The organism is Janthinobacterium aestuarii, from assembly GCF_046113285.1.
Classification (GTDB): domain Bacteria; phylum Pseudomonadota; class Gammaproteobacteria; order Burkholderiales; family Burkholderiaceae_D; genus Janthinobacterium.
The window spans coordinates 5,911,021-5,928,774 of the sequence record NZ_CP142524.1 but is presented as its reverse complement, the minus strand read 5'-3'; the positions used below and the strand labels follow the sequence as shown (position 1 = coordinate 5,928,774).

17 protein-coding genes and 1 riboswitch are annotated in these 17,754 nt (G+C 62.4%); of the genes, 9 read left to right on the top strand and 8 right to left on the bottom strand.

Annotation, left to right across the window (positions count from 1 at the left end; genetic code table 11):
• Window positions 1-81: 81 nt before the first annotated feature.
• From OX462_RS26660 to OX462_RS26650, 3 genes are all read right to left on the bottom strand, one after another.
• Window positions 82-1,029 carry a tyrosine recombinase XerC gene (locus OX462_RS26660; RefSeq protein ID WP_070313030.1) on the bottom strand — a complete coding sequence of 316 codons (948 nt, stop codon included), beginning with the start codon at window positions 1,027-1,029 and terminating at the stop codon, window positions 82-84.
• A gap of 7 nt (window positions 1,030-1,036) precedes the next feature.
• Window positions 1,037-1,714, bottom strand: a complete 678-nt coding sequence (locus OX462_RS26655) for a DUF484 family protein (protein WP_070220852.1) — start codon at window positions 1,712-1,714, stop codon at window positions 1,037-1,039.
• A 163-nt stretch (window positions 1,715-1,877) separates the two neighbouring features.
• Window positions 1,878-3,185, bottom strand: a complete 1,308-nt coding sequence (locus OX462_RS26650; protein ID WP_409027400.1) for a porin — start codon at window positions 3,183-3,185, stop codon at window positions 1,878-1,880.
• A 197-nt stretch (window positions 3,186-3,382) separates the two neighbouring features.
• Between OX462_RS26650 and OX462_RS26645 the strand changes: the two genes are divergently transcribed.
• A complete protein-coding gene (locus OX462_RS26645) occupies window positions 3,383-4,885 on the top strand; it encodes a tetratricopeptide repeat protein (RefSeq protein ID WP_409027399.1) in 1,503 nt (500 codons plus the stop codon).
• 24 nt (window positions 4,886-4,909) lie between these two features.
• On the opposite strand, the gene dapF is transcribed toward OX462_RS26645, so the two are convergent.
• Genes dapF through OX462_RS26630 form a run of 3 tightly spaced genes read right to left on the bottom strand, consistent with a single transcriptional unit; the run spans window position 4,910 to window position 7,526 of the window.
• Complete coding sequence (gene dapF / locus OX462_RS26640) at window positions 4,910-5,773, bottom strand: diaminopimelate epimerase (protein WP_070289493.1); 864 nt, start codon at window positions 5,771-5,773, stop codon at window positions 4,910-4,912.
• An 11-nt stretch (window positions 5,774-5,784) separates the two neighbouring features.
• A complete protein-coding gene (locus OX462_RS26635; RefSeq protein WP_070220844.1) occupies window positions 5,785-6,660 on the bottom strand; it encodes an LpxL/LpxP family acyltransferase in 876 nt (291 codons plus the stop codon).
• Window positions 6,657-7,526, bottom strand: a complete 870-nt coding sequence (locus OX462_RS26630) for a lysophospholipid acyltransferase family protein (protein WP_121670881.1) — start codon at window positions 7,524-7,526, stop codon at window positions 6,657-6,659. Before OX462_RS26630 ends, OX462_RS26635 begins: the two co-directional genes overlap by 4 nt.
• A gap of 188 nt (window positions 7,527-7,714) precedes the next feature.
• On the opposite strand from OX462_RS26630, the gene metK reads away from it, so the two are divergent.
• The 4 genes from metK (at window position 7,715) to metF (ending at window position 11,891) form a co-directional block, all read left to right on the top strand.
• Window positions 7,715-8,881 carry a methionine adenosyltransferase gene (gene metK, locus OX462_RS26625; RefSeq protein WP_070220840.1) on the top strand — a complete coding sequence of 389 codons (1,167 nt, stop codon included), beginning with the start codon at window positions 7,715-7,717 and terminating at the stop codon, window positions 8,879-8,881.
• A 122-nt stretch (window positions 8,882-9,003) separates the two neighbouring features.
• Window positions 9,004-9,072: riboswitch (S-adenosyl-L-homocysteine riboswitch) on the top strand.
• A gap of 24 nt (window positions 9,073-9,096) precedes the next feature.
• Entirely contained in the window at window positions 9,097-10,521 is a 1,425-nt protein-coding gene (gene ahcY / locus OX462_RS26620) for an adenosylhomocysteinase (RefSeq protein WP_070289496.1), read from the top strand.
• Between the two features lie 196 nt (window positions 10,522-10,717).
• Window positions 10,718-11,074: a phage holin family protein gene (locus OX462_RS26615; protein ID WP_034783534.1), complete on the top strand. Its 357-nt coding sequence runs from the start codon at window positions 10,718-10,720 to the stop codon at window positions 11,072-11,074.
• Window positions 11,061-11,891, top strand: coding sequence for a methylenetetrahydrofolate reductase [NAD(P)H] (gene metF / locus OX462_RS26610; RefSeq protein ID WP_070313029.1), 831 nt, complete (start codon window positions 11,061-11,063; stop codon window positions 11,889-11,891). Before OX462_RS26615 ends, metF begins: the two co-directional genes overlap by 14 nt.
• A gap of 14 nt (window positions 11,892-11,905) precedes the next feature.
• On the opposite strand, the gene OX462_RS26605 is transcribed toward metF, so the two are convergent.
• Window positions 11,906-12,433 (bottom strand): 5-formyltetrahydrofolate cyclo-ligase, encoded by a 528-nt coding sequence (locus OX462_RS26605; RefSeq protein ID WP_409027398.1) that lies wholly within the window; start codon window positions 12,431-12,433, stop codon window positions 11,906-11,908.
• Between the two features lie 137 nt (window positions 12,434-12,570).
• On the opposite strand from OX462_RS26605, the gene OX462_RS26600 reads away from it, so the two are divergent.
• The 4 genes from OX462_RS26600 to OX462_RS26585 all read left to right on the top strand — a co-directional run bounded on the left by OX462_RS26600 (window position 12,571) and on the right by OX462_RS26585 (window position 17,155).
• On the top strand, window positions 12,571-14,526 hold the full coding sequence (locus OX462_RS26600; protein WP_409027397.1) for a lytic transglycosylase domain-containing protein: 1,956 nt from the start codon (window positions 12,571-12,573) through the stop codon (window positions 14,524-14,526).
• Window positions 14,527-14,538: 12 nt separating this feature from the next.
• Window positions 14,539-15,255 carry a glutathione S-transferase family protein gene (locus OX462_RS26595; RefSeq protein ID WP_409027396.1) on the top strand — a complete coding sequence of 239 codons (717 nt, stop codon included), beginning with the start codon at window positions 14,539-14,541 and terminating at the stop codon, window positions 15,253-15,255.
• A 12-nt stretch (window positions 15,256-15,267) separates the two neighbouring features.
• Window positions 15,268-16,365 (top strand): multifunctional CCA addition/repair protein, encoded by a 1,098-nt coding sequence (locus OX462_RS26590; RefSeq protein WP_409027395.1) that lies wholly within the window; start codon window positions 15,268-15,270, stop codon window positions 16,363-16,365.
• An 85-nt stretch (window positions 16,366-16,450) separates the two neighbouring features.
• Window positions 16,451-17,155 (top strand): GNAT family N-acetyltransferase, encoded by a 705-nt coding sequence (locus tag OX462_RS26585; RefSeq protein ID WP_070220830.1) that lies wholly within the window; start codon window positions 16,451-16,453, stop codon window positions 17,153-17,155.
• Here OX462_RS26585 and OX462_RS26580 read toward each other — a convergent pair.
• On the bottom strand, window positions 17,147-17,671 hold the full coding sequence (locus OX462_RS26580) for an Lrp/AsnC family transcriptional regulator (RefSeq protein ID WP_070220829.1): 525 nt from the start codon (window positions 17,669-17,671) through the stop codon (window positions 17,147-17,149). The genes OX462_RS26585 and OX462_RS26580 overlap by 9 nt on opposite strands.
• Window positions 17,672-17,754 lie beyond the last annotated feature (83 nt).

Sequence of the window (17,754 nt, the reverse complement as noted above, 5' to 3'; positions counted from 1 at the left end):
CGATTATGCCGGAATTTTGCAAAAGCTTGCAAATGCGCGCCGATCCGCTTGATATGGATCAGGCTGGCCAACGAGCGCGGCCTACTTGACCTTGGCGCGCGGGTGCGCCTGGTCGTATACGTGCGCCAGGTGCTGGAAATCGAGGGCCGTGTAGACCTGGGTCGAGGTGATGCTGGAATGGCCCAGCATTTCCTGCACGGCGCGCAAGTCGCCCGACGATTGCAGCACGTGCGAGGCAAACGAGTGGCGCAGCACATGCGGGTGCACGTTGGCGGGAATGTCGGTCGCCAGCGCGTGCGCCTTCAGGCGCAGCTGCAGTACACGCGGCGAGATGCGCGTGCCGCGCGTGCTGAGAAACAAGGCAGCGCTGCCATCGGCCGCTGGCGGGCGCACGGCCAGCCAGGCCGTCAGCGCCACGAGGGCCGCCTTGCCGACGGGCACCTTGCGCATCTTGTTGCCCTTGCCTGTGACGATGACTTCGAAGCTGGCCATGTCGAGCCAGCCCAGCGAGGCCTCCCGGCCGTTCTCGGCCTTGCAGTAATGGGTGTCCAGGCTGGTCAGTTCGGACACGCGCAAGCCGCTTGAATACAGCAGCTCGAACATGGCGCGGTTGCACAGTTGCTCCGGCTCGGCAGCGCCTTGCTGGTGTTGCGCGGGCGCCACGAGGCGCACGGCGTCGTCCACCGACAGGGCTTTGGGCAAGGTTTTGGCCCGCTTGGGCGCGCGGATGCCGTCGACGGGATTGGCGTCGAGCGCCGTTTCACCGCTGAGCCAGTTGTAAAAGCCCCGCCACGACGACAGCTTGCGCGCGATCGAGCGCGGATCGAGGCCGCCACTGTGCAGCTTGGCCGTGTAGCGGCGCACGTCGTTGTGCGCCAGCGCCGTCCACGGCGTATTGCCGCTCAGTTCCAGCAAGGCGCGCAAGTCGCGCCCGTAAGCGTCCAGCGTATGCGGCGACAGCTTGCGCTGCGTGGCCAGCTGCGCCAGGTAGGCATCGAGCCACTCGGCCTTGCCGCGCGCCGCATGCATGGCTGATTCAGGCCGGCGAGCCGGCGCGCAGCGCGGCCAGGGCGGCGCCGGCTGTGGCGCCGATGTGCACGAGGAAGTCCGTGCCCATGCTGGAGGTAAAGCGTTCGCTGTCGGGCGAGCCCAGCACCAGCAAGCCGAAGGTACCCGTGGTGTTCGGGGCGCGCAGGGCGATCATGACGGTCGATTCGATCTTGTCCGCCTGCAGCCAGTGCACGGCTTCGAAATCGCGGTTGCTGCCGCAGTACGGCGTTTGCAGGCTGTTGGCGAACATGCGCACATCGGCCGTCACATCTTCCGTGAACCAGCCGTCGGCGTGTTCCGGCAGCACTTGCCACAGGCGCAGGCTGACGTAGGGCACGTCGAAATTGCTTTGCAAGGCATCGACCAGCACGCGCGGCATGTCTGCATCGTTGCGCACTTGCAGCATGGCCTGGTTCCAGCCGTGGAACTTGCTGGCGATATCGCCATTTTCCTCGGCCAGGCGGCTCAGCTTGGACATGCGCAGTTCGAGCGCCTTGTACTTGTCGCGCATCACTTCCATCTGCCGCTCCTGCAGCGAGATGGTGCGTCCCGTCAGCGGGCTGCTCAGCTTGACCTCGCCGAGCAGCGCGGTATGCTCTTCGAAGAACGTCGGATGCTCGCTCAGGTACTGGGCGACGGTGCTGGAATCGAGTGTGGCGGTCATTGATAGTGTCAGAAGAGAGAAGGATGAACACTTGATTCTAACCGAGAGTGCGCCGCAATATGGAGCAAAAGCGCGCGCCCATGAAAAAAGCGGCATGGTTGCCCATGCCGCCTTGCTCCGTCTGGCGAGTCACGTCACCCGTCGCGGGAGACGCGCGATGCCATTAGAAGTTGTGATGTACGCCGATGCCGACGTAGTTGACGCTTTTCGCAACGTTGTAGTTGATGCTGTCAGCAACAGCGGCTTTTTTGTTCGAGATATCTGCATAGACGTAGGTGCGCTTCGACAGATTGTAGTCATAGCCCAGCGATGCTTGCTTGGTTTTGACGACGCCATCGGGCGTTTTCTGGCCATAGCCGGCGCGGATCTTGCCTGGGCCTACGTCGTAGTTGGCGCCCAGTACCCACGATTTGGTGCCGGTATTGATGATTTTGAAGTCATCATCTTTCTGGTGCTGGATCGACAGCATGACTTTCAGCTCAGGAATAGGATTGACCGAGGCAGCAACCGACCACAGCTTGGCTTGCAAGCCATTGCGCTCGTAGGCAGCCATGGCAGCAAATCCAGTCGAGGTGTACGTTGCGGAGATCGAGTACGGGGTCGACGTCGGCGCCACGTTGGCTGCCACGGCACGGTTGCCCGAAGCAAATGTTACCGAGTTGCCCGGCGCGCGCGCTGGCACTGCGCTGTTGTTATTAGCTTCCTTGGCAGCAACGGTGGCGTTGAGCTGGAAGCCATTGAACACTGGCGTGTTGTAGAACACGGCGTTCGAGAAGCGGTTACGCGAGTTGCCTGGTGCGCTCAGCGGATCGCTGGTGTAGCCGGCGACGGTCAGGTCGGTCTGAAAACCGGCTGGCGTAGGCATGCCCGACCATGGTTCGAACGAGGTGCTCACTTCCTGGTATGCGGTCAGGCCACGGCCCAGGCGTACGGTACCGAAGTCGCCTTGCAGGCCGACGCGGCTTTGACCCTGGAACAGCGGACGCGAATTGACGCCCGACGTGTTTTCTACGGTGCCGGTGTCGGATTCATAGCGAATTTCCAGTTGGAAAATAGCTTTCAAGCCATTGCCCAGATCTTCCGTACCCTTGAAGCCCAGTTTGTTGTTGTCGCGCTTCGTGACAGCGGTGGTCGAACCAGTCGCTTTGCCCAGACCTGCATCGATCGTGCCGTAGATTTGGACGGACGACTGCGCTTGTGCGGTTGCGGCAAAGGCGCCGAAGAGTGCGAGGGCAACGAGTGATTTTTTCATGTCTTCTTCCCTATTTAAAAGTGAGTTCCGTCCGAGATCCGAGCAGATTGAAATGCGCTGACTGTCGCGTTTCGATGAATGAACCTTAATTCGTCGGCGCGCAAGACGCGCGGGATTGGTCAAATATGCGTAAAAAGATTGGTGAAAAGCGGCATAACTGCATGCCCCTGTTGTATTTTTGTAACGCGCGATTTCTGCCCGTCCTGCGCCGATGGACAAGGTTCTCCCATCGCCACCGTAGCGGCGCCTTGCAATCTTGGCATGTCCAGGCCGAGGGATTGTTGCGTTGAATCAAGTTCTTGCGGTCGCTTTGGCGGATTTACGACACAAGGACGTTACACTAAGGGACGGCCTGCACTGATGGGCCTGGAGACGACTCACTATTATTAGAATCATTGACTCAATATCGAGAATCGATGGCAAATCGCGAAACATTAGGATTGATCAAGGGGGCACGTGCTGGCGACGTGGCTTGCCAACTGGCGTTGGGACGCGTGTATCTGTTTGGACAGGGTGTGCCGCAAAGCTTGCCGACGGCCTTGCACTGGCTGGCGCGGGCGGCCCAGGAGGATAGCGAGGAAGCGTGCCGGCTGATTGGCACCCACGTGCCTTTTGAAGTCGCGCAACCGGCAGCCAAGGCGCTGATTCCGTATTACGCGCAAGCGTTCGATGCGGGCCTGGTGCAGGCGGGCCTGGTACTGGCGCAACTGGTGCTGGGCAACGCCGCCAGTCACTGTGAAGCCTTGCGCGCCAAGGCGCGCGTGGCGCTGGACGCTGCCGTACGCGCCGGCTTGCCCGATGCGCAATGGTTGTTGTCGCTACAAGAAAAATCATCGGCAACACCGGGGCCGGCCACCAGCGTGGCTGGCGAGCAGGCCTTCGATGGCGACGCGCCGCTGCACGCCTGGCTGGAGCAGGCTTGGCGCCAGGGCAACCATGCGGGTTTTCTGTCGCAAGGCTTGCCGCTGGCGCGCGAGCTGTTGCAGCGCCAGGCCGTCGCCGGGGCGCGCACGATCGCCCTCGACGCTCAGCAGGTGCTGTTGCTGTCGCGTTGCGCCCAGGCATTGGCGCCAGGCGGCGATGCCGAGGGCTGGCAGTGCTGCGAGCTGGCCGCGCATGGCGGCGACCGCACGGCGCAGCTGGAGCTGGGACTCGGCTATGCGCGCATGGATGCGCACGGCCAGCGCCTGGCCACGCGCAACGGCGCCGCCAATTTCAAGCGTGCCGTGCGCTGGCTGACGCAGGCGGGCGAGCAGGGACTGGCCGAAGCCTGGTTCGTGCTGTCGCGCATCTATACGAAACCGGAATTTTCCCAGCGCAATGTCGTCGAAGCGCATTTCTGCCTGGAGCGCGCGGCCGACCTGGGGCATGGGCCGGCGCAGCTCGAGTGCGGCATGCATGCCTGGCGTAACCGCCGCGATGGCGTCAACAACGATGTGCGCGCCGCGTATTGGCTGCTGCAGGCGCAGGCGCAAGGCAGCCGTGAAGCGGAGGCGGCGCTGGCGAAAATCGCGCCTCGAGGCGAGCCCGGCGACTGGGGCCAGTGCGCCGCCATGCACGCCGACGGGCATGGGCGCCAGCTGGGCCAGAACCACCCCCTGCTGGCGGCGCGCCTGGAACTGGCGCGCTGCTTTCATCTGTCGCGTGCCGAGGCCTTGCTGCTCGACATCCACGCGGCCGACCAGGGCCATTGTCTGTTGATCGATATCAGCGCCACGCATGGCCGTGGCAAGCGGCGCCTCGTGCTGATCCGCACGGCGCAGGAGCGCCAGCTGCTCGATCAGGTAGTGCGCCTGTTCGAGCGCGTCGATTGCGGCGTGGCGGGGCCGGAAGGCAATTACCGGCAGCGCCTGTATCGCCTGAAGTGCTATCTGGCGGAACTCGATGTGGTACAGGAACAGCAGTTCCTGGCCGCCTGACTTTTACTTCTGACCTTCACCCGTCTACAGCTCGATCGTGCCCTCGAACACGGTCACTGCCGGGCCCGTCATCAGGACGGGCTGGCCGGGGCCTTGCCAGGCGATCGACAGTTCGCCGCCGCGCGCGCTGATGCGCACGGGGGAATCGAGCAGGCCGCGACGGATGCCGGCCACGGCAGCGGCGCAGGCGCCCGTGCCGCACGCGAGGGTTTCGCCCGCGCCCCGCTCGAACACGCGCAGTTTCACGTGCTGGCGGTCGACGATCTGCATGTAGCCGGCGTTGACCCGGCGGGGAAAGCGCGGGTGGTGCTCGATCAGCGGGCCCGTCACTTCCAGGTCTTGCGCATCAACATCGTCGACCACCTGCACGGCATGCGGATTGCCCATCGAGACGACGGATACCAGCACGGAAGCTGCGTGGCCCGGCAAGGCCAGGTCCAGCGGCCATAAGGTGTCGTTGCCTTGCGCTACACCGGCGAGGCCGGCCGCATCGAACGGTACCAGCTGTGGCTCGAGCACGGGCGCGCCCATGTCGACCGTGATGCTGCCGTCGAGTTCCAGGCGCGGCGCGATGACGCCGGCCATGGTTTCCACGCGGATGCTGGCCTTGCTGGACAAGCCTTTTTCGCTGACGAACTTGACGAAGGCGCGCGCGCCGTTGCCGCATTGTTCCACTTCGCCGCCATCGTTGTTATAGATGCGGTAGCGGAAATCGCAGCCGGGCAGGCGCGGTTTCTCCACCACGAGGATCTGGTCGGCGCCGATGCCGAAACGGCGGTCGGCCAGGCGCTGCCATTGGGCCGGCGTGAAGTCGATGTCCTGATTGATGGCGTCGATGACGATGAAGTCATTGCCCGCACCATGCATCTTGGTAAAGTGGAGTTTCATGTTCTGCCGTATCACTTGTGCTGGTTATAGAACGAGGCTTCGCCTTCCGGACGCGTCTTGAAGCGTTTATGCGTCCAGAAATACTCGGCCGGCGCTTCGCGCACGCGCTCTTCGATGAATTCGTTCATGCGGCGCGTGGCGGCCGTGATGTCGTCGCCCGGATAATCGTCCCAGGCCGGGTAATAGGTCACTTGCCAGCCCTGGTAATTGGGTAAAAAAGTGGCGATGACGGGAATCACCTGCGCCTTGGCGGCCAGCGCCAGGCGCGCCGTGGCCGTCAGGGTGGCGGCTGGCACGCCGAAGAAGGGCACGAATTCCGCATCCTTTTCGCCGAAATCCATATCCGGCAACATAAAGTAGGGCAAGCCGTCGCGCAGCGCGCGCAAAATCGTCTTGATGCCGTCCTGGCGCGTAAACAGCTTGGGCGGCTTGAAGCGCGAACGGCCGTTGCGCAAGGCCTGGTCGAAGGCGGCGTTTTTTTGCTGCACGTACATCGACGAGGCGGAAATTTCCATGGCCGTGGCGGCGCCGGCCACGTCGAGGCAGACGAAGTGCGGGCACAGCAAGATGGTGGGCTTGGCGGCGATCTGCTGGCCCGGGAAGGCGGGTACCTTTTTGATCAGGCGGTTCAATCGCGCTTCCGATGACCACCACAGGATGCTGCGTTCCCACACGCTGCGCGAATAGGCCTGGAAATGCTGGCGCGCCAGCGCCACGCGCTGGGCTTCCGTCAGTTCCGGCATGCACAGGCGCAGATTCGTCAGGGCGATCCTGCGCCGCGTGGGCATGGCGATGAACAGCACGCTGCCGACGGCCACGCCGAAGCGGCCGAGGATGGGCAGAGGCAGCCAGTGCAGCAGCCACATGAAGGCGATCAGCAGTCTCATGCCTGCTCCCCGGTGGCAGCGGTCGTGGCAGGCGTGGGCGGCGGCGCGCCGCGCGGCACTTTATAGCGGTTGTAGCTCCACAGGTATTGCGCCGGGCTGCGGGCGATCAATTGCTCCATGGCCGCATTGATGGTGCGCGCCTGTTCGGCCGAGCTGCTGTCGAGCGACTCGGTAAACGGCACGAAATGCACGACATAGCCGCGTCCGCCCGGCAGGCGTTCCGCGTAGGTGATGATGACTTCGGCGCCGCCCATCTGCGCCAGCTTGGCGGGCAGGGTCATGGTGTAGGCGGGGCGGCCGAAGAAATCGGCCCATACGCCTTCGCCTTCCTGCGGCACCTGGTCGGGCAGCAGGCCGATCGGTTGTCCCTTTTTCAGGCATTTGGCGAAGATGCGCACACCCGACATGTTCGCCGGCGCCAGCATCAGGTTTTCGCGCGCGCGCGCCCCTTCGATCAGCGGTTTCAGGGCGGCGCGCTTGGGCGGGCGGTACATCACGGTGAGCGGCGTGCGCAGCGCGATCTGCTGGGCGACGATTTCAAAGCAGCCCAGGTGTGGTGTCAGGAAGACAATGCCGCGGCCATGCTGCAGCGCTTTTTCCACCAGTTCCCAGTTTTCCACCGTCGCATGGCGCGCCACGCGCTCGGCGGGGGCGCACCAGATGAAGGGCAGTTCCAGCACGCTCTTGCCCGCTTCGGCCACGGCCGTGTGCAAGTGTTGCGAAAACCCCGCACCTTGCATGTTCTCGCGCATGCGGCGGCGGTAGGACGGGGAAATGGCGTAAATCACCCATCCCAGCACAGCGCCAAGGCCATGCAGGACGGGCAGGGGAAAGACGGACAAGAAGCGGAAAATTGGGACTAACATGTATAAGCTGTTTCCAGGAATGGCGTGTTGCCGTGCCAAAATTTTTTAAGAAGCGTAAAATACCACGTATGCAGTAACCGCTGAGTTAATAGACAACTTGCGAAGCGGAATATAAATATCGCTAAAGCGTCGCAGGCAAAATCCTCTTTACTGCGACAGAACATTCACATAGTAATCAGGAGCTTGCAATGTCAAACGACTATCTCTTCACTTCCGAATCCGTTTCGGAAGGCCATCCCGACAAGGTTGCCGATCAAATTTCCGACGCCATCCTTGACGCCATCCTGGCCCAGGATCCGAGCGCCCGCGTGGCCGCCGAAACCCTGTGCAACACGGGTCTGGTGGTACTGGCTGGCGAGATTACCACGCACGCCAATGTTGATTATATTCAAGTTGCGCGCGAAACCATCAAACGCATCGGCTACGACAACACGGAATACGGTATCGACTACAAGGGTTGCGCCGTGCTGGTGGCCTACGACAAGCAGTCGCCGGACATCGCGCAAGGCGTCGATGAAGGTGCTGGCATTGACCTGGATCAAGGCGCCGGCGATCAGGGCCTGATGTTCGGCTACGCCTGCGATGAAACGGCCGAGCTGATGCCCGCCGCCATCCACTACGCGCACCGCCTGGTCGAGCGCCAGTCACAACTGCGCAAGGATGGCCGTCTGCCATGGCTGCGTCCGGATGCGAAATCGCAAGTAACCCTGCGCTACGTCGATGGCCGCCCCGTCGGCGTGCACACGGTGGTGCTGTCGACCCAGCATGCGCCGGAAATCTCGCACAAGCAGATCGAAGAAGCCGTCATCGAAGAAATCATCAAGCCCATCCTGCCGCGCGAATGGCTGACGGAGACCAAATTCCTCGTCAACCCGACGGGCCGTTTCGTCATCGGCGGTCCGCAAGGCGATTGCGGCTTGACCGGGCGCAAGATCATCGTCGACACCTACGGTGGCGCGGCCCCGCACGGCGGCGGCGCGTTCTCGGGCAAGGACCCATCGAAAGTCGACCGTTCGGCAGCGTATGCGGCCCGCTATGTGGCGAAAAACATCGTCGCGGCCGGCCTGGCGCGTCAATGCCAGGTGCAGGTCAGCTACGCCATCGGCGTGGCCAAGCCGATCAACATCACCGTCTACACGGAAGGCACGGGCGTAATTCCCGACGCGGAAATCGCCAAGCTGGTGCTGGCGCACTTTGATCTGCGTCCAAAAGGCATCGTGCAAATGCTCGACCTGCTGCGCCCGATCTACCAGAAGAGCGCCGCCTACGGCCACTTCGGCCGCGAAGAGCCGGAATTCACGTGGGAGCGCACGGACAAGGTCGCCCTGCTGCGCGACGCTGCCGGCCTGAAGTAATCTAGCCCGCTTGCAAAAGAAGCGCCCCGGCCAGCTGGCCGCGGGCGCTTTTTTTATATGTTGTTAGTTGGCAATGCATGGCGAACAAGCTGGCGCGCCGGCATTGACGATGTTAAAATCCACCGTCCGAGGAGCGTTGCGACGAAGAAATTCGCCAGGCTCGGAATATCCTGCAACTGCGCTCACGTACCTTTTTCAACTGAAAGGAGGGCGTGATGAACGCCGTACTCAAATCGCAACACGACTACACCATCGCCGATATCACCTTGGCCGCATGGGGCGACAAAGAAATCAAGATTGCTGAAACGGAAATGCCTGGCCTGATGGCCATCCGCGAAGAATTCGCGGCGGCGCAGCCTCTGAAAGGCGCGCGCATCACCGGTTCCATCCACATGACCATCCAGACCGCCGTGCTGATCCAGACCCTGGAAGCACTGGGCGCGCAAGTGCGTTGGGCATCGTGCAACATTTACTCCACGCAAGATCACGCTGCCGCCGCCATCGCTGCCGCCGGCACGCCGGTGTTCGCCGTCAAGGGCGAGTCGCTGGACGACTACTGGGAATACACGCACCGCATCTTCGAATGGCCGGATGCGGACGGCAAGGCTGTCTACTCGAACATGATCCTCGACGATGGCGGCGATGCGACCCTGCTGCTGCACCTGGGCGTGCGCGCGGAAACCGACCTGTCGGTGCTGGCCAACCCCGGTTCGGACGAAGAAATCTGCCTGTTCAACTCGATCAAGAAGCACTTGCTGGCCGATCCGACCTGGTACTCGAAGCGCCTGCCGGAAATCTTGGGCGTGACGGAAGAAACGACGACCGGCGTGCACCGTTTGTACCAGATGCACAAGGAAGGCAAGCTGGCTTTCCCTGCGATCAACGTCAACGATTCCGTCACGAAATCGAAATTCGACAACCTGTACGGCTGCCGCGAGTCCCTGGTCGACGGCATCAAGCGCGCCACCGACGTGATGATCGCCGGTAAAGTGGCCGTCATCGCCGGTTACGGTGACGTAGGTAAAGGTTCGGCGCAAGCCATGCGCGCCCTGTCGGCGCAAGTATGGGTGACGGAAGTCGACCCGATCTGCGCATTGCAGGCGGCAATGGAAGGCTACCGCGTGGTCACGATGGATTACGCGTGCGAACACGGCGACATCTTCGTCACCTGCACCGGCAACTATCACATCCTGACGCACGATCATCTGACGCGCATGAAAGACCAGGCCATCGTCTGCAACATTGGTCACTTCGACAATGAAATCGACGTCGCTTCGTTGAAACAATACGAGTGGGAAAACATCAAGCCGCAAGTCGACCACATCATCTTCCCGTCGGGCCGCCGCATCATCCTGCTGGCCGAAGGCCGTCTGGTCAACCTCGGTTGCGGCACGGGCCACCCGTCGTACGTGATGAGCTCGTCGTTTGCCAACCAGACGATCGCCCAGATCGAGCTGTACGCGAACACGGCCAACTACCCGGTCGGCGTGTACACCCTGCCAAAACACCTGGATGAAAAAGTCGCCCGTTTGCAACTCAAAAAGTTGAATGCGCAGCTGACGGAACTGACGCAAGAGCAAGCCGACTACATTGGCGTGCGCACGGAAGGCCCATACAAGCCAGAGCACTACCGCTATTAATTTGGCTGGTTGCTCCGCGAGCCTACTGCGCGACGCGGGGCGCGGCCGGCGATGCTCGCTGTACATAAAGTACAGCTGCGCTTCTCGGCCACGCCGCACGTCTGCTCGCTACGGCTCCCGAAGCAACGATACTTCGCGGACTACATTGAAAGCCGGCTGCGGCCGGCTTGCCCCTCTTTTTTGACAGGCTAGAGAAATGCGCTTGCTACTGATTTGGTTTATCAATGCGGCAGCCCTGTTTGCCGTCCCGTATTTGATGCACTCGGTGACGATGAGCAGCGGCTGGACCGCGCTGCTGGCCGCTGCCGTGCTGGGGCTGGTCAATGCGCTGATCCGCCCTTTGCTGATCCTGCTGACCCTGCCCGTGACGTTCTTGTCGCTGGGCCTGTTCATTTTGATCATCAATGGATTCCTGTTCTGGCTGGTGGCGCAGGTGATCGATGGTTTCCATGTCGCCAGTTTCTGGTCTGCCGTGGGCGGCGCCATTCTGTACAGCATCATTTCCTGGGCCTTGTCGACCTTACTTTTGAGTAATGACGATGGAAAAGCATAATTTCAGTATTGAGTTTTTCCCGCCGAAAACCCTGGAAGGGGCGGAAAAGCTGCGCGCCACGCGTGTCAAGTTGTCTGAATTGCATCCGAAGTATTTCTCGGTGACGTTCGGCGCGGGCGGCACCACGCAGCAGGGCACGCTGGACACCGTGCGCGAGATCCTGGCGGCCGGCGAACAGGCCGCGCCGCACCTGTCTTGCGTCGGCGGCTCGCGCGAATCGATCCGCGCCGTGCTGGCCGACTTCAAGGCGGCCGGCGTGAAGCGTATCGTGGCCTTGCGCGGCGACTTGCCGAGCGGCTACGGCGCCTCGGGCGAGTTCCGCTACGCCAACGAGCTGGTGGAATTCATCCGCGCCGAGACGGGCGACCATTTTCATATCGAAGTGGCCGCCTATCCGGAAGTGCACCCGCAAGCCCGTTCGCCGCAGGATGACCTGAACGCGTTCGCGCGCAAGGTGCAGGCCGGCGCCAATGCCGCCATCACCCAGTACTTCTACAATGCCGACGCGTATTTCCAGTTTGTCGAGCAGACGCAGAAGATGGGCATCAACGTGCCTATCGTGGCCGGTATCATGCCGATCACGAACTACACGCAGCTGATGCGCTTTTCGGACATGTGCGGCGCGGAAATTCCACGCTGGGTGCGTCTGAAACTGGCCAGCTTCGGCGACGACAGCGCGTCCATCAAGGCTTTTGGCCTGGACGTGGTGACGGGCCTGTGCGAGCGTTTGCTGGAAGGCGGCGCGCCAGGCTTGCATTTCTATAGCATGAACCAGGCGGCGCCCACGACGGCCTTGTGGCAGCGCCTGGTGAAATAAACCGTTCTGATGCGTTAGAGCAGATCGCCCTCGGTCACGATGTGATCGAGGGCGATGTCGTATTCGCCGTTGGGAAAATTTGCCGCCAGGCAGGCATAGGCGACGCCGAGGGTGCGCGGACGGGGCGTGGCCGCCAGGGTGCGGTCGTAATAGCCGCCGCCATAGCCGAGGCGAAAGCGTTCCTGGTTAAAACCCAGGCAGGGCACAAGCAGGGTGGCGGGCGCCGGGCGCAGGCGCAATTGCTCGGGCACGGCCACGCCCATGCCATCCTTGACCATGGGCTCGCCCGGCGTCCAGTCGGAAAATGCCAGCGGCGCATGTTTTTCCAGCACCACCGGCAAGCTTAATTGCACGCCGCGCGCGGCCAGCTGCGCATATGCCTCGTGCAAGTCCGGCTCGCCGTGCAGGGGCCAGTACACGCCCAGTTCCTTGACGTTTTCTTGCGCGCACCAGTCGAGCAGCCGCTGCGCGATGGCCGCATCCCACCTTGCTCGCGTGGTCTCGGGCAGGGCGCGCCTGGCCGCCAGCAAGGCTTTGCGCAAGCCGGCTTTTTCCTGTGGCGCAATGGGTGGCCGTGTAGCCGGATCGCATGTTATTCTAGGGTCGCTATTCATATCACCATCAAGTTAAGATTGAGAGTCGTACATTGATTTCCCCACTGAAATGGATTGCCGGCACGATGCTGTGTGTTGCATCGGCCTTGTCTCCCCTGGCCGCCCTGGCCCAGGTATCGACCACCGTCTCCCCAGCCGCCCCCGACACGCGCAGCGAGGACGATGCCTTCCTGCTGCTGCGCGACGCCGCGCGCAAGGATGACGCCGAAAAAGCCGACTTTTATGCGGGGCGCCTGACGAATTACCAGATTCCATCGTATGTTGACTATTATCGGCTGAAACCGCGCATCAAACTGCTGACCGAGGCGCAATTTCGCGATTACCTGAACCGCTACAAGGGCAGCGCCATCGCCGACCGTTTCCGCAACGACTGGCTGCTGGAACTCGGCCGCAAGCGTGACTGGGTCGTGTTCGATGAACAATATCCGCAATTCGCCCTCGACGACGATACCCAGCTCAAGTGCTATGCGCTGATGTCGCGCGCCGCCAAGGGCCAGAACGTGGCGTCCGAGGCGCGCAAGCTGCTCGTCTCGCCACCGGGCTATGGCGAAGCGTGCGGCAGCCTGATCGCGGCATTGGCGCAAAACGGCCAGTTCGACGCGAACGACCTGTGGGCGCAGATCCGCCTGGCGGGCCAGACCAACGCCACGGGCCCGGCGCGCCGCATCGCGCTGCTGCTGGGTGCCTCCGACGCGAAGATGGCGCAAGCGATCGACCTGCCCGCGCTGGTGCTGGCCAAAGGCCCGGGCGCCAGTCGCGCCGACCACGAGATGTACCTCGTGGCCGTCGGCCGCATGGCGAAAAGCACATTAAAACTGGGCGTGGTGGCGCTGCAAAAGGCGAGTGCGCAGCTGACGGCGCAGGAACAGGCCATCGGCTGGGCCAGCCTGGCCTTGCAGGCGTCGTATTCGCTGGCGCCGGAAGCATTTGAATATTGGCAAAAAACCAATGGCGCACCGTTGACCCAGGAGCAGATGCAATGGAAGGCGCGTATCGCTTTGCGTGAAGGCAACTGGCCCCAGGTGAAGGCGGCGATTCAGGCCATGCCGGCCTCGCTGCGCACGGACCCGACTTGGGTCTACTGGCTGGCGCGCGCGCAGCAGGCGGAAACGCCGGGCCGCCCGAATGCGCAGGCTGACGCCCTGTACCGCACGATCAGCGATCAATCGAATTTCTACGGCTTGCTGGCCAACGAAGAGCTGGGCAACCATCTGGTCTTGCCGCCGCCGGGCCAGCCCGTCACGCCGGCGGAAATCGCCGCCATGGCCGCCAATCCGGGCTTGCAGCGTGCCTTGAAGTTTTTCAATATGCGCTTGCGCTTCGAGGGCACGCGCGAGTGGAACTGGGAGTTGCGTTCGATGACGGACCGGCAACATCTGGCCGCCGCGGAATTTGCGCGCCAGAACAATGTGCTCGACCGCATGGTCAACACCTCGGACCGCACGCGCCTGGAAGTGGACTATACGCAACGCTATCCGACGCCGCACGACGACGTCATGCATCCGGCCACGCAAACCCTGGGCCTGGATAAGGCCTGGGTGTACGGCTTGATCCGCCAGGAATCGCGCTTCATCATGGATGCGCAGTCGCACGTGGGCGCGTCCGGTTTGATGCAGGTCATGCCGTCGACGGCCCGTTATGTCGCCAAGAAGATCGGCCTGACCGATTTCGTCACGGAAACCTTGAGCGATGTGCGCACCAACGTCTTGCTGGGCACGAACTACCTGAACATGGTGCTCGGTGGCCTGGACGGTTCGCAAGTGCTGGCCAGCGCCGCCTACAACGCGGGGCCGGGGCGCTTGCGCATCTGGCGCGCCACCATGACGCGTCCGCTGGAAGGCGCCATCTTTGCCGAGATCATTCCCTACACGGAAACGCGCGGCTACGTGAAAAACGTGATGGCCAACGCCACGTATTACGCGGCCCTGTTCGAAAAAAGCCCGCAATCGCTGAAAGCGCGCCTGGGCACCGTGGGGCCGAAGAATAGCGCCGTTTCTGCCGATTTGCCATCATCCAACTAAAGCTAGCCGACCATGCAAACGACCATCCTTGATCCCAGCCTGACGCAAACCCTGGCCGCCGCCCGCGAGCCGGGCCTGACCCTCATCATCGGCAACAAGAATTACTCGTCATGGTCGATGCGCCCGTGGGTGGCCATGACGGCCTTCGGCATTCCGTTCCATGAAGTGCGCGTGCTGCTCGACCAGAGCGATACGGCCACCAAAATTGCCGAATATTCGGCCTGCGGCCGGGTGCCCGTGCTACTGGCGGGCGAGATCACGATCTGGGACAGCCTGGCCATCTGCGAATACCTGGCCGAGCAGTTTCCTGACAAACACATGTGGCCGCAAGACGTGGCCGCGCGCGCCATGGCGCGTTGTGTCTGCGCGGAAATGCATTCCGGTTTCATGGGCTTGCGCACGGACATGTCGATGAATATCAAGGCGAAGTTGCCGGGGCGGGGCCGCACGGCCGCCGCACAGGCGGACATCGGCCGCATCAGCGAAATCTGGGAAGAGTGCCTGTCGCGCTTTGGCCACCACCAGTTCCTGTTTGGCGAGTTTTCCATCGCCGATGCGTATTTCGCACCCGTCGTCATGCGTTTCCGCACGTATGGCGTGTCGCTGGCGCCAGCCCTGAACGCCTACTGCGAGCGCGTGCAGGCGCACCCGGCCGTGGCCCGCTGGATCGCGGAAGCGCTGGCGGAAACGGAAACGGCGCCCAAACACGACGCGGAACTGCCTGATTAAGAAAAGAGTGTTATGAAGATATACACGGTCGGTGGCGCGGTGCGCGACCAACTGCTGGGCTTGCCCGTGAAAGACCGCGATTACGTGGTGGTCGGCGCCACGCCGGAAGACATGCTGCGCCAGGGTTTCCGGCCCGTCGGCAAGGATTTTCCCGTCTTCCTGCACCCGAAGACGCAGGAAGAATACGCCTTGGCCCGCACGGAACGCAAGACGGCCCCCGGCTACCGCGGTTTTGTCTTCCACACGGCGCCCGACGTCACCTTGGAAGACGATCTGGTGCGGCGCGATCTGACCATCAACGCCATCGCCCGGGCCGAGGATGGGACGTTGACCGACCCGTTCGGCGGCATCGCGGATATCGGGAACAAGATCTTCCGTCACGTCTCCGACGCGTTCGGCGAAGACCCCGTGCGCATCCTGCGTCTGGCCCGCTTTGCTGCCCGTTTTCATACTTTCACTGTCGCACCGGCCACCATGGCGCTGATGCGCCAGATGGTGGCTGATGGCGAAGTCGATGCCCTGGTGGCCGAGCGCGTGTGGCAGGAAGTGGCCAAGGGACTGATGGAAAGCCATCCTGCGCGCATGCTGACGGTGCTGCACGAGTGCGGCGCACTGGCGCGCATCATGGGGGAAATTACCATCAGCGAGCGCTTGCTGCAGGTCGTCGACCACGCGGCCGCGCAAGGTCATGACTTGCCCGTGCGCTTTGCCGCCTTGATGCTGCATTTGAGCAAGGATGCCATCGAGCAGCTGAGCGAGCGCCTGCGCGTGCCCAACGAGTGCCGCGAACTGGCCGTCATGGCAGCGCGCGAGCTGGACAATATCAACGGCGCGCTGGACTTGGGCGCCGAGGCCATCGTCAGTCTGTGCGAACGCTGCGACGGCTTGCGCAAGCCGCAGCGCTTCGTGCAACTGCTGCAGGCCGTGGCTTGCGACGGACTGGTCACCGGCGACTTTCCCCAGGCGGCGCGGCTGCAGGGCGGGCTGGACGCGGCGCGCGGCGTGAATGCGGGTGCGCTGGCGCAAGGCTGTACGGAGCCGAAACGCATTCCCGAAGTCATCCATGCGGCGCGGGTGGCGGCCGTGGCGGCCTTCCTGGCCCAGGCTTGAACGGCGGGAATAGGCTACAATACGGCAGATGCTGCACTGCACAATAACGGCCTGACGTGCCGCAGCACCGCTTCCAGGAGTCGACGTGACCTTACCCAAGCTGTTTCAAAACCCGTTTCGCCGCTGGCTCAGCCGTAGCGGCGGCGGGCGTCCGACCGTGCTCGTCAAGCAGTTGCATGAGCGCGACCGGCGCCGCATGATGAAGCATTTTCTGTCGCTCGAGAAAAGCGACCGTTTGCTGCGCTTCGGCAGCGCCTTGCCCGATGAACTCGTCGCGCAGTACGTGCAAAAGATGGATTTCTCGCGCGACATGATCTACGGCGTCTACAACAGCCTGTTCAAGCTGGTGGGCGTGGGCCATCTGGCGTTCGCGCCGAAGGACCAGTCGCCGGCGAAAAGCGTGGTGACGGACAAGGAGCAGGTGGCCGAGTTTGGCGTATCCGTGTCGAAATCGATGCGCGGCATGGGCGTCGGTTCGAAACTGTTCGAGCGGGCGGCAATTCACTGCCGCAACAACGATGTCGATACCCTGTACATGCATTGTTTGTCGTCGAACAAGACGATGATGCATATCGCCAAGAAGGCGGGCATGGAAATCCAGCGCGACTATGGCGAAGCTGATGCTTATTTGAAACTGTTGCCGCCGAACCCGACGAGCATGCTGCAGGAAGCCGTGCAGGAGCAGTTCGCCATGTTCGACTACACCTTCAAGGCGAATGCGCGCGCCGCCAGCAAACTGTTCGAACGCTTGCCGGGGCGCAAGAAGCAGCCCGGGCCTCCATCACAATAAGGGCAGGGCCGTCGTATCCTTGATGCGTTGCAAGGCAAAGCTCGATTTCACGTCCAGCACGGCCGGGTGGCGCAGCAAGGTGGCCATCATGAAGCGCGAAAAGTGCTCCATATCTTCCACGTGCACGCGCAACAGATAATCCATTTCGCCCGTCATCGCATAGCAGGCCACCACTTCCGGCCAATGCGCCACGGCCACGGCGAAGTCGGCGCGCGGCGAGGTATTCGTCACCAGATTCGGCGCCAGCACGCGGGCCGTGCTGTGGGCCGTGGCGTCGCTGTGCTTTTCCAGCCGCACGTTCACGTAGGCCAGCAAGCCCAGGCCGATCTTTTCCGGGTCCAGCAGGGCCACGTACTGGCGGATCACGCCCGCTTCTTCCAGTCGTTTGACGCGGCGCAAGCATGGCGACGGCGACAGGCTGACCTGCTCGGCCACGTCCTGATTCGACAGGCGGCCATCGGCCTGCAGGACGGCGAGGATCTTGCGATCCGTTTTATCCAGCGTAATTTTGCTCATGCTTCCTCCGGTGGTTCGTATTTCACGCAATATTATTGCGCAAATCATGATTGTTCGGGAGATCTTTGGCATTTAATGCCCGT